Below are 13,189 nucleotides of genomic sequence, written 5' to 3' on the forward strand. Positions count from 1 at the left end.
AGGCGGAATGACGCGTTTTTATGCTCTAGCATCGTCATAGCCGCACACAAAATATTCGTGTCGCACATCGCTCATCCATCAGATAATCAATTCCTCCGGTCAGAAAGAATCGGTATGCCGTTTCATAACCGTCATCAGTTACTGTCGTAATGTCGATTTCTCTGTCATGGAAAGTGCGTCCCCCTCCTTTTAGAGGCCGCACTTCCACACACCTGTTATCCATTCCGAGTGAGATTAGGATGTCATCCACATACCTTTCTACATCCAGATAAAACTCCACGTCCCCATCCTTGTCGCGATTTTCCTTGCAGTGGATGGCCGCATGCTGGATTTCACCAACCAACAATTTAATGGTAGCAAGGAAGGATTTAAGTTTCTCCCGGTTTGGCCTTGCACCACAGTAAGGATCTCGGATCACAAGGTTCTTAACCCAGCATCCGACCACGACACTGAAAATGTTGGCGAAATCTCGTTTTTCGCCTGCATGTAATTCCCATAAAGACATACGCTCGCCCTCACGTAGAACATCTTGTGGCAAAGGCACGGAAAGGAAAATCAGTCGATTCAGTTCTACACTGAGCGTATCATCAATGATTCCGATATCAGCGGGCGCAGCAACCAATCCCTCGATTAGAGCTTGCACTGCGAAATGCTGTCGTATGATGGGCATGCCTACATCGCTGCCGACAAAAACCCTAGGAAGCTGGCTCCAATCTATGCCGGCACCAGCGGGTATCTGGTACAAGCACAACCGCTTTTCCTGAACATAGGGACTGAGGTATCGATAAATGGTTAGCGCTGCCCGTTCATTGGGTTTTTCTTTCAGTTTGTTGTCCAAATAGATATGTACAGTCTTGCCCGCTTGCAGCCATAACAAAAGTAAGTTGAGGTTTTCCTCGGAATGGGCAGTCTGCTCGACCAAGCTGCGCGCAACCAGATGGATCGCGGAGTAATTAACCAGTCGCTCGTTCAGCCCCGCCAAACTTGGCTTGGCCCAGCGCACGTAGTTTCCTGGTCCAGCTTGTTGCGCGTTCGGGTTGAGCAGCGCATCAAGCCAGGCTAGAGCGGGAAGTCGTTCAAAACTGTCCCAATGACGCTGATTTCCATAGTCGCACAAACAGGCACGACAAGCTGAGTCGCACTGCACTTTGCAATCCAGACGATCACGAGTACGGCGAAGCAACCCGCCAAAGGATAAGCCGGCTTCGCCCAAGTGCGCGCAATACCCCGCGCCTCCGGGCACTGCATCATAAAGCACTACTTCTAGCGTGTTGCCCGTTGCGCCATAAAGCCGGTAAGTGGCGCGCACCTCACCAGGCTGCACCTGCAACTGGTCGATTACCGCCAGGCGCAAAGCCTCGGAAAGCGTGCGTGCCAACCGATCATGAAAACGTCGCGCGGTAACGTCAGCGTCTCCGGGATCGGGTAGTGGCTGAAGAAATCGGAACAAACGCACATCGGTATCGAAGCGATGCACAAAATCCAAACCGAGCCTGGATAACTGTTTATTTGGACAATGCTGACCGGTAAGAGGATCGTCGTGGGGGAGCTGGATACCGCTTCCATTTGTTGCACCATTACCGTCCGGCTCTTTTTTCTTGCTCTTCGCAGGTTTCTTACCTCCCTGCGGCTTGATCGTGTCGGCAAAATTACAGAGCGGGCAACGCACATACCCCTCGCCATAGCCACCTCTATTGGCGATGAACAAAGTGCCGCGCAGCCCGTCCTGTTCCCGGCCGCGCGGGTTCAGCAAGGCGGTGCGCAGAAAAGGAAGACCGGTATCCGAAAATATTTCGTCACGCGGCGAGGCGATAAGACGCGCCTCGTCCGCAGGCTTGACCCGCCGTCGGTTGCTGCCTGGATCGCGCCCCTTGCGGTCTGCATAGCTGGTGACGAAACCATGCGGTTCAATGAACCTGCGCTTGCGCCTACCCTCGATGGCGTTGCAATTAGAGCAAGCCATCGGCAATTCCTCCTTCGTCTCGCCGATATCCACATGAAAACACTCCTCACAGGCCATATACCAGCGTTCCGGCATAAAAGCCTTGGGGTAATGCGCCAATCCATAGCTGGTCCAGATACGCCCGTTTGCAACCACCTCAGCGCCTGGCGCATATTCGCTGATGCCTTGGCTGGCATCCCGGCTGAGTGCCACATCTCCATTGCCCCAGCCCTGTCCTTGCTGATTCCGGTTTTCCTGAATCACTTCCAGGCTCAGTGAATGCACCGGGAAGCTGTAAGTAGGGATCAAACCCCGACTGGAAAGCTGGTTGACCAAAAACTGCCCCATATAATCATCGCGCATTCTTTGCCAGTATGCAGCCTTCTTGAAGTCGCTTGTCAGGGCCGTTTCCGTCATCTTCTCTGTATATTTCACCCAACGTTCGCTGACCTCGGCAGCGAATTCGCGCATATGAGCTGTAAAGCGCTGAACGAGATCCAAGCCGCTGGAGCCAATGGCGCGTAGCGCCATTGGCAATTGGTCACGCAGGGCTTCCGCCTCCAGTATCGCTTGCTTGCCGGGCTCGGCTTCCAACCACTGCATAATTTCATCTGTGAATACACGGATAGCCTCCTGCCCGAAAACATCGCCAAACAAATGCTTCAGCGAGGGTGCGTTGATGTCCTGATCGGTAATTTTCTGCCGCAGAAAGTGCGCCAACAGGATCGACTGCTGGTGGCGCCAGAATAGTTCAGGGTTGCCCAACCGAATGAAGGGAATGCCGGGCTGTGACCCGAGATAACGACTGAAATCACGGAAGACCGATTGGTCATAATTGGTATTGCGCGCCACCGTCACACAGAATGGGGCCGCCTGAGCGCGACGTCCGGCACGTCCCGTACGTTGCTGGTAGTTAGCGATACCCGGCGGCACATTGAGGTTTATCACCGCCTCCAGGTCACCAAGATCGACACCCATCTCCATCGTCGTCGTACAGGATAGAACATTGATGCGGCCCTCGGAAAAATCCCGCTCTATCGTTTCACGCAAGTCTGTTGAAAGGGATGCCGTGTGTTCCCTTGCCCGTACCGTGACATGGTTCGATTCCTCGTAAGAAGCGAGATAATGGTTACGAGCTCGCATCATCTCGCGTTCTTCTGCGCCAATCTCTTCAACTTCGCCTCGGCAGTGGAAAGCAGTGCAACATCCCTTTAGTACATGTGGCTGGCGCAGTCCGCAGTTCTTGCAAACATACAGAGGCCAGTGGTCGCTGGTGGCAATGCGGATGGATTCCCCATCCAGAGCGAAGCCGGGATTGTGCCTCATCATCAAGGATACTGGCGGCTTGATCATGGCATCCCAAAACTGGCGCAGGAAAGCGAAAGCCTGTTCATGCGGCAAGCGCAATTGTTCGACTAAATACCAGGTTCGCCGGTTGTGGCGCTTCAGGGACGGTAGCCACCTGAATTTTACTGCGTCATCACCACCCTCAATGTCGAAGCTTCTGTGCTGATTATAATTGCCCCATGTAAACTCATCGCGCAGATCAACGCCGTAAAATCTAGCCAAAGCCTTTTCTCGCCGGATGTTTTCCAGCAGAAAGTGAATCAAGGCGTCCACGCTGACCTCGTCCTTGGGCAATTCCTCTGGCCAGAAACTCAGAACTTTCTGACGCAGCAACTTAAGCTTGTTCAATTCATAAGTTACGCGTGCCACTCCAAGAGCTTCCAGTGAGTTGCGCCGCCCGGCGGGCGTGCAGAATTCCGCGCCTATCGCGCCCAGCAATTGACTGGTCACATCCTGGCGGTCGGTTCTAATGTCGCCATTGGCATCCAGCAAGATGGGTTGCCGTCCATCGCCTTGCCATTGCTTGAAGACTTGCTCGGCCAACTGCCGCACATCCAAAGGCTGGTCGCGCGCCTTCAAAACCTGACGAATGGCGCTACGCAAGGCCAGATCAGCAGCGGTACGCTCGAAATACGGCGCAAAAAAAGCGGCGTCCTGGCGGTTATCCGAAAAGCTGAGCAGGTTACGCCCTTGGGCCGGACGTGGATCGCTGTGGTCAATTTCAGCACCCGGAAGCGCTTCCAAAACCCGTTGCGTCACCACACTGCCCAAGGCCTCGTTGCCGGGATGCATACGGGTAATGATCTCTGCTTCGGCTCCGCTGGCACGACCGCCACATGCCGGGCATTGACGCACATACCAAGCCTTTTCATCTTCGTCGTGCTCGGTTTGAATGGCAAACAGCGGGATTGCTTCCTCGCTGGCAGCCAATTCACCGGTCAGGGGATTGAGCCAGTGCTTCTGGTATGGCGTTGCTTCTGTCTCCTCGCTCTCATCCGCTTCGTCATCCACATGATCGCTGGGTTTTCCCAGCCAATACACGCGCCGCTCGACACTGCTTTCCCCCTGATCGGGGCGACGCGGATGCAAGCGGCCGGATTCTTCAAAACCTTCCAGATAGGGCTGGCCACACTTGCGGCAAACCATCATCGGGTAAAAATAACCGAATTGATCGTCATGATGATGGCGGGCAGCTTTTATTTCTCGCCAGCCCTCGCCATCGCCATCGGGGCGCACGGCGATACCTTCAATGCTGTTGACGGCAATATGATAGCGCCCCGGCAGCAATGGAAAGCTATCCTCATCCACCCGTGCCAACATGCCCATTCGGATAACAGCACTGAGTGCCTGATAACGCTCGGCATCGCTCAAGGGATCCGCAGGGGAATCGAATACTCGCCGGGCCAATTCACGAAAATCCTTCACCCCGGTCTGATCCAGTGATGCGGCAACACAACGTATTTCCCTATTGGTGGCGAAACATGCCTCCAGAAAGGCGCCAAGAGATTGCCCCGATGTTCCCAGTAACTCTGCCCGATCCAGGTTATTGCGATTCAGACAATCGTTCCAACTGTTAGTCCGGAAATCCTCATCGTGGAGACGAGCTACTTCCTCCAGCACTCCGCCTAGTTTGATCCATTCCATTGCTGATAAGGAAAACTCTCGTGCTACGACCTGCCGCAAACGATCATGCACGATACGTTTGCCGCGCACCACTTCATGAACCTCTTCAGCGAAGAGGTCACGGGCGAAGGTCTTGAGCTTTTCTTCAATCTCGCGCTTCTCAATATCATCTTTTCCCTCGGCCAGGCTAGCACTGGTGCCGAATACTTGAAGCGGCGCCTTAATACCCAACCGGTTCTTGAGCTTACGCAGCAGGAAAGCCACTTCGGTCGCCTGCGCCCCGCTGTAGGTATGGATTTCGTCAAGCACGATGCAACGCAAGGCATTGGCGGAAAACAAACGGGCATTGCGCGGCAGCAGAAGCAAGTGTTCCAGCATGGCATAGTTGGTAATCAGTACCTTGGGCGGATCGTTCAGCATTTCCTCGCGGGTTAGCCACCAATTGGCCGGAATCCGGTCTTGCTCGCCCAAGGCATGCATGAGCTTTTGGTTGAAAAAAAGACGGCTTTCTTCTTCGCTACGCTTGGTATTTGCTTTCACCTGGCCGGTGTAGCGCCCGAATGTAATGCCGTGCTCTTCCAGATGGCGCCCAAACAGAGGGGCAATGCGGTAATAAAGCTGGTCGTTGGCCAGCGCGTTCATAGGATAGATCAGCAACGCTCGCACACCGGGCTTGTCCGGCTCTGGATCGTTAAGCAGCATGTTAGCGATGGGATATAAAAATGTCTCGGTCTTGCCGCTGCCAGTGCCTGTAGCGACCAGCAGGCTTTTTCCATCTCGCGCCGAGAGCTCCAGAGCGCGTTGCTGGTGAAAATGCAATCGCCGTTCCTTCGCCTTGGGTAACTCCGCCAGAGCGTCATGCAGAAAACCGCCACGGCTTCGCGTCAACTCAGGCAATGTGACTCCCTTCTCGAAATCCGGCAATGCTTCCACATACGGACCTTCCACCAGATGCTGTTGCGCCAGTTCCGCACGGAATCGCTCGGCTAATAGAGGATAGCGGCGGCTGATTGGCAGGGTCGTGGCAATGTAGCGTTCAAGGATGGCCTTAAGTTCATCAGCCAAGGCAATCGGATTGGATTCGTTCATGGTTTCTCTCTATGTATCGGCCTTCAGAACTACTTCCCACAACAGTAGGTAGTAAGCAAACAATGCATTGCCAATCTGGAGCAGGAAGGCCAGCGGCCCATCCAGCGGAATATTTGATTTATTGAGTAAATTCAGGTAATTACTCAATTCGCCTGACTGGCGGACTTCCTGACGACAAGCGAACGCGAAACTCGCTAGGAGATGGGCAATGTGATTGAGATTTTCCCGTTGCTGGAGTATCTGGTCGTCAACCGCTTCATCCAGATTAACTGGCCAAGGAGTGAGATGCGGCGCTTGTCCTTGACAACAAGGGGGAATAAATCGCCCATCCAAGCTCGGTATCACTCTGTGCGCATGTTGTGCCAGCCCAATTCCTTGCCCGCGCCAAACACCGTTGCCTTGCAGGGTGTTCTCATAGGCAGTTTCCATTGCGCGCCAGGCATGGCGATAGTGTAACGGCCCCAGATAATCACCCGGCCCAGGCAGGAAGGCATCGTCAGCAAGCTTATAGACGTATTCCAATTCGGTCACGCTACGCATGGCATCGCAATATCGTTTCGGATCGAAACCTTTAGGGAGTGCACCCTTTGAGATAGCCGGAAAATTTGCAAACCCTGCAGCGAAAGCGAAGTGAAGTAGATCAGAAAAGATGCTCGGCCACTGTGCGACTACATTTCCCATTGCCCTGAGAGAGCGGGAAATTGGGTGTGCTTTTTCATTCACCCGCCGGTATTCCTCAGCCGGTAAAGCGAACAAACCGGGCAAGGTAGCCGCAATGGCAAGCTGAGGTAACCAACTCGTCGACACGCCCTCCGGCGGCCGCATGGCGACCAGGTCGGACAATGTGGTCAGCGCCATTACCTCGCGTCCGCGCCACCGCTCAGTCAGCGTTTTCCACGTGAAAACCAGCCAGGACAGTCCATCCCAGGCTTCTTGCGCGTAGCAGACCAACAAGGCAGCATGAATCCGTTGAAGGAGTTCACATGCGGACTTGTCCTCAAGTACCTGCACCTGGTCGCGCCATGCCTGATGGGAGAGAATCTGACCACCCTTGCCCAACAGGAAACCGGCGGCAAACACATCCTGACGGCTATTCTCAAGATGTCCCCAGACCCCCTTTATCTGGCCATCCAAATTGAATAACCATGCCCCCGCTGGCCACAAATCCAGATTGATATAAAGATGCGCATCATAGCCGCCCTGGTTTCCTCCTATCACCATCAAACGGGCTCGCCCAAAGCGCGTATTCGTCCATTCGCTCGCGTTTGCCTGCAATGTAAAAATATCATCCTCTTCAGACAGCAGCGCCAGTACCCGCACAGACAGCGCTTCTAAACTTTCTGACACATGCAGGCGAATATCAATCTGCCCACCCTGCACCCGGGTCGTGAATCCATTTACTTCGTGAGGCTGTGTCAGCCGCAACAAAGACAGCTCCGTACCGGTAACCTCATTCACATAGATAAGCATGTTGAATTGGGGTGTCAACCGGCTTGCCAGAAAAGCAGCGGATAACATTCTGATTGAATGCCGAGCAAAATCCACTCGTTGTGACCACTCTCCCAGACTAAGGATACCAGGATCGCTGGCACTCACCACGATCTGCTTGGCGGAAGTCAGCGATACCGATTCTGTACTACCCAAGACCCTCCGGATAGGGTTCTTCAAGCCGCTCTCAACAACTTCCTCGACTTCCACGAAAACGCCCGGCATGTTCCAAGTTAGACTTTGCTTACGTTTTTCGCTCAAGGCAAAAACCAGACGAACGCCTCGCGCATTGGTGTCTTTAGGCTTCAGGTCATCACCACTGCACACCAAGTTCTCGCTGAATTCGAGTTTTAGATTTTCGGGGAAGGCAGCGCAGCGAAATCGCAGTTCTCGGCTGATCTCATTTAAACCAAGCCAATACAGGCTAGAGCTGCGCAGCAGAACCCGCGACTCACTCCTACGGCGCAATTCTACCAACAAGCGCATGAGACCAGGCCTCCAATTTGCTTCCGAAGCCATTCCTGAAACACTCACCACACATCGTCCGTTCGCATCCAATTTGAGAGGAATTACCTGTTTCTCACCCCTTTCGCCAGGAAACAGAGTCAGATCAAAACTCGCATCCAGGCTTAGCCAATCACTGGGAACCTCCACTTCCAGTCCAACCGATCCATGCAGAAACTCCACTCCTTCCTTGCTGGCATGGTGATCGCCCCGCCAATAAGCCAAGGGTTCGCTATCCGCATGCACATCCAAATAAACGGGGCCATTGCTGAGAATATGACTTTTTCCAGGATGCAGGGATAGCGGGAAGGAAAACAATCTCGGCTCATCCGTAATCTCTTCCGCATTCATACCGGCGGGCTCGAAACGAGCCAGCACTATATACGAGCCGGGCGACAGGGTCAGCGGTTCTTTCTGCGCCAGTTGACCACGACCAGCCAGACGACCAGTATCAGAGAAAAAGAGCATCCGGTTGGATTTGTCATCCTCCCACAAAGTGACCCGCATCTTCTGGTCGTTCGATTGATTGCGCACCACCACCTCGCATGGCAAAGGCTGGCTGATCGGAAAGAAGCGATCCTCAGCTCCGATGCGGTATTGTCGGGCGACGTCATCCACTGTGACCGTCCATTCCTGTTCTTCGCCACCGGGAAAGAACATGCCTAGATAGCCGTCGTGGAAAATAACACGTGGCAGAACAGTACGCCGCAGCGTGGACACCCCACTTTCCTTGAAAGCCTGTTCCATTGCCAGATCAAGTTTATTAGTTGCATCCCGAAGTACTCCTCCCGCAGCATAGACGCGCAAGAAAATTCGCGTGTAGTATCCATGCCGATCAAAAGCCAGCGACTTACGCGCTGTCTGGCTGAAAGGCATCTCCAATCTCGCATCCAATGCCGCTTGCCAACTCACAATGCCTTCGGGATCGTCATCGTCCGGCATGCCGACCTTGCGGGCGAAAGACAACATCTTCCTCGCCAGATCATCCACGAAGGGAAGCGGCACCCCAGCCTGACGCAGATATTCATTGACCATGAAATGGGGGCCGGAGGTGCGTGGTGATGGCTCAAGTCCAAGATGTAGCAAAGCCCGACGGAAAGCATGCCAAAGCTGCTCTCGTTCAGCTTGGTTGGGTTCTCTATCCATGCATAAGGCTTCTTGAATGTGCGGGTAAAGTGAAAAATGCCCGCTTTGCCCCATTCCTTGCATCACATGCCAAGCCAGATTGACCGAGAACAGCGCTGGATGGAATTCTAGTCGATTAATGTACCCTCTCACGGTCGGTTCTGCGGCAATCGCTTTGGTCATTTCCTGGCGCATTTCCAAAGTCAAGGTCTCTCCAAGCAATCCTAGGAAAGGGATGTCGCTTTTCCGGATCGCCTTCATGACAAATTTCTCCGACTGGTTGAGCCAGAGCCAAAGGCGTAATGCTTCGGGGCTTTGCGCTGCCATTTTTCTCCCTACTTGCTATTCACAGTTTCTGTTTTAGAATAACACGTTAGTCAATTTTCACTGCTCTACTATTACCTTCTTGGTTATATTTTTCTTTTCTCGCTCACACTTCTTCCGGCCCACACTCATGCTCATCCAATATATCAGTGAAAGCCCCAGGCGTTGCTCCAGCAACACACTCCTTGTTGCCAGTTAGAGCTATATTTCGAGGTGATGTTATTTTGGACTTGATAATAGGTTCTTTTCTTCCGCAACCAACCGCTTTAGAATGTCTCAAGTATCGGGACAATCTTGTATTGTGCGCACTGTATACCCTCAACCTTATTCGTTAACCAATTCTCCCCACTCCGCACCTGAAAAAAGATCATTCCAGATTCTTCAATTAATTATAAATTGGATAATGGATACGTTAATGTAAAAATGCAGTTGATCGTTAAGAACAAGAAAACTATTTTGGTTAGATCAGCAACTTGCAGCACAGGTATAAAAGCCAAAGGGCATCTGAAGATATCCCTTGGCTTTTGATGCTCTGATTCCTCGTTAAACCCGAATTACATTTTGGCTAAAACTTCCGCCACCGTTTGCCCCATCAATGACGGTGTGGGGCAGATCGTAACGCCAAGTTCTTTCAGCATCGCGACTTTCTCGGCTGCGCTTTCTCCGGCGGAGGAGATGATCGCGCCTGCGTGTCCCATGCGCCGTCCTTCCGGCGCAGTTAAACCAGCAATGTAAGCCACCAGTGGCTTGGTCATATTTTCCTTGGCGAACTTACCGGCTTCGACTTCCTGCGGCCCCCCGATCTCGCCGATCATCAGCGCGACTTTGGTTTCTGGATCTTGTTCCAGTCGTTCCAGAATATCACGGTGCGAGCTGCCGGGAATCGGATCGCCGCCGATGCCGACCGAGGTTGAAATGCCGATGCCGAGTAAACGCATCTGGTCGGCGGCTTCATAACCCAAGGTACCGGAGCGGCCAACCACGCCGACATTGCCGCGAATATAAATATGGCCCGGCATGATGCCGAGCATGGCGCGGCCTGGACTGATGGTGCCGGCGCAATTCGGGCCGGTCATTAACATGCGGTCTGCTTTCGGGAAACGGCGCAGGAAATTCTTGACCGTCATCATGTCTTGCGTGGGGATACCATCGGTAATCGAAACGCAGTATTTGATACCAGCATCGGCGGCTTCCATGATCGAATCTGCGGCGAAAGCCGGCGGTACAAAGACGATACTGGCTTCCGCGCCGACTTGCTCGACTGCTTCCTTAACTGTGTTAAATACCGGCAATCCCAGATGCTTTTGTCCGCCTTTACCGGGCGTAACACCGCCGACTACATTGGAACCGTAGTCAATCATTTCCTGCGCGTGAAAGGTACCGATTCTTCCGGTAAACCCTTGCACAATAATTTTTGTTTTTTCGTTGATTAATATGGCCACTTTGTACTCCTAGGCTTTTTGTGCGACAACTTCGTTGCGGGCGCGAACCACTTTTTCTGCGGCTTCCGCTAACGTATCGGCGGTGATGATCGGCAAGCCGCTATTCTTGATGATGCTACGGCCTTCTTCGACATTGGTTCCCGATAGGCGAACCACCAACGGGATTTTCATATCGATGTTCTTGACCGCTTGCACCACGCCTTCCGCAATCCAGTCACAGCGGTTGATACCGGCGAAAATATTCACCAGCATTGCTTTAACGTTGGCATCGGCAAGCACCAAACGGAATGCTTTTTCAGTACGCTCGGCGGATGCACCGCCACCGACGTCGAGAAAATTGGCAGGCTCGCCGCCCGCCAGCTTGATCATATCCATCGTCGCCATCGCCAGGCCTGCACCATTAATCATGCAACCGATGTCGCCATCCAGTCCGACATAACTCAAACCAGCTTCGGCGGCTGCGACTTCGCGATTATCAACTTGCGTATTGTCACGCAGTTCAGCGATCTTATGACGGCGGAACAATGCATTTTCGTCAAATACCATTTTGGCGTCGAGTGCTACGATTTCGTTATTAGCGGTTATGGCCAGCGGGTTGATCTCCAGGGTATTGGCGTCGAGATCCCGCAACGCACGATAACAGCCTTTGATGGTTTTCACCGCGTGATTCAGTTGCGCCGGGTCGATACCTAAACCAAACGCCATTTTTCGCGCTTGAAAATCCTGCAACCCGACGGCGGGTTCAATATAAATCTTGATGATCGCATCCGGATTGGTCTCTGCCAGTTTCTCGATTTCCATCCCGCCTTCGGCAGCACCGATCATGATAATGCGCTCACTAGCGCGATCGACCATGAAGGATAGATACATCTCCTTGCTGATACTGGTTCCGGCTTCAACATAGATCCTGGAGCAAATTTTTCCAGCAGGTCCGGTTTGGTGTGTCACCAGTTTCTTTCCGATTAAATCCTCGGCAGCTTGCTCGACTTCCGTATGCGTTCTGCACACCTTGATGCCGCCCGCCTTGCCGCGCGCACCTGAATGAATTTGCGCCTTGACGACCCATACATCGCCCTCTATTTCTCTGGCACGCTGCACTGCTTCGACAACGCTGTAGGCGAGACCACCTTCAGCGATCTTGACGCCGTACTGCGCCAGGATTTCTTTTGCTTGATATTCATGTATGTTCAATTAAATTTCCCCACAATCGCAACAACTGCGTTAACTCAATAAGCTCAACTCATTGCATCATAAAAACAAAAGCCGCAATCTGCGGCTTTTAATCATCAACCGTTTTTGGCGGCAATCGCATCGGCGACTTTCACCACATTATTGGCCATTCTTTCCGAAGCTGCATCTATTAAACGACCATCCAATGCTGCAGCGCCCTTACCTTGGGCGGCAGCTTCCTTGAGCGCAGCCAAAATGCGTTTGGCTTTTTCAATCTCTCTTTCAGGCGGCGTGAATACATCGTTTGCAAATTCAATCTGCGTCGGATGAATAGCCCATTTACCTTCGCAACCCAGTGCAGCTGCGCGTTTCGCCGCCAGCACATAACCATCCGGATCTTTAATGTCGCCGAATGGGCCATCGATAGGGCGCAAGCCATAGGCACGGCAGGCCACAATCATGCGACTGATGGCGAAATGCCATTGGTCGCCGGGATAATCCGGGTTCAAACCGCCGATGTTGGTAGTTCTGGCACGATTGCTGGCGGCGTAATCAGCTACGCCAAAATGCAATGCTTCTAATCGCCCCGCTGTGCCATGACGCGCTATATCTTCCACATTGGCCATGCCCAAAGCAGTTTCGATCAATGCTTCCAGACCGATGCGGTTGGTCAAGCCTTGTTGTTTCTCAAGCTGTGTCACCATGGCTTCTACCATGTAGACATCCGCATAAACACCCGCTTTCGGGATCAACAGCGTATCAATCTTGCTTCCGGCCTGTTCAACCAAGTCCACTACATCACGCACCATGTATTGCGTATCAAGGCCATTGATGCGCACTGAAACTGTGACGCCATGACCTTTCCAATCTAAATCGTTAAGCGCCTGAATAACATTCTTACGCGCCTGGACTTTGTCATCGGGAGCAACTGCATCCTCCAAATCGAGAAAAACAAAGTCTACACCGCTATTCAATGCCTTCTCAAACATCCCTGGGTTGGAGCCCGGTACGGCTAATTCACAGCGTTGTACTCGCTGTACGGTGGTTTCATAAAGCGTATGACTCATTTTTCCTCCAGAATTAATAAATTTTTAAGTAATCAATAGGGCTAACAACGAACATGCCGGATGAATTA

The 13,189-nt window shown here is 52.7% G+C and carries 5 protein-coding genes; all 5 read right to left on the reverse strand.

Annotated elements, in window-relative coordinates; translation table 11 throughout:
* Positions 1-34: 34 nt before the first annotated feature.
* The gene (locus tag QZV86_RS02415; RefSeq protein WP_295623684.1) at positions 35-6,001 is read right to left on the reverse strand and encodes a DEAD/DEAH box helicase; all 5,967 of its coding nucleotides are present in this window, start codon (positions 5,999-6,001) and stop codon (positions 35-37) included.
* A gap of 9 nt (positions 6,002-6,010) precedes the next feature.
* Entirely contained in the window at positions 6,011-9,379 is a 3,369-nt protein-coding gene (locus tag QZV86_RS02420) for a hypothetical protein (protein ID WP_295623685.1), read from the reverse strand.
* A 617-nt stretch (positions 9,380-9,996) separates the two neighbouring features.
* On the reverse strand, positions 9,997-10,884 hold the full coding sequence (gene sucD / locus QZV86_RS02425) for a succinate--CoA ligase subunit alpha (RefSeq protein ID WP_295623686.1): 888 nt from the start codon (positions 10,882-10,884) through the stop codon (positions 9,997-9,999).
* 9 nt (positions 10,885-10,893) lie between these two features.
* Entirely contained in the window at positions 10,894-12,075 is a 1,182-nt protein-coding gene (locus tag QZV86_RS02430; protein WP_295623687.1) for a malate--CoA ligase subunit beta, read from the reverse strand.
* A 95-nt stretch (positions 12,076-12,170) separates the two neighbouring features.
* Positions 12,171-13,121, reverse strand: coding sequence for a CoA ester lyase (locus QZV86_RS02435; protein ID WP_295623688.1), 951 nt, complete (start codon positions 13,119-13,121; stop codon positions 12,171-12,173).
* Between the last annotated feature and the right edge of the window lie 68 nt (positions 13,122-13,189).

Source organism: uncultured Nitrosomonas sp., assembly GCF_902826915.1.
Taxonomy (GTDB): Bacteria; Pseudomonadota; Gammaproteobacteria; order Burkholderiales; family Nitrosomonadaceae; genus Nitrosomonas.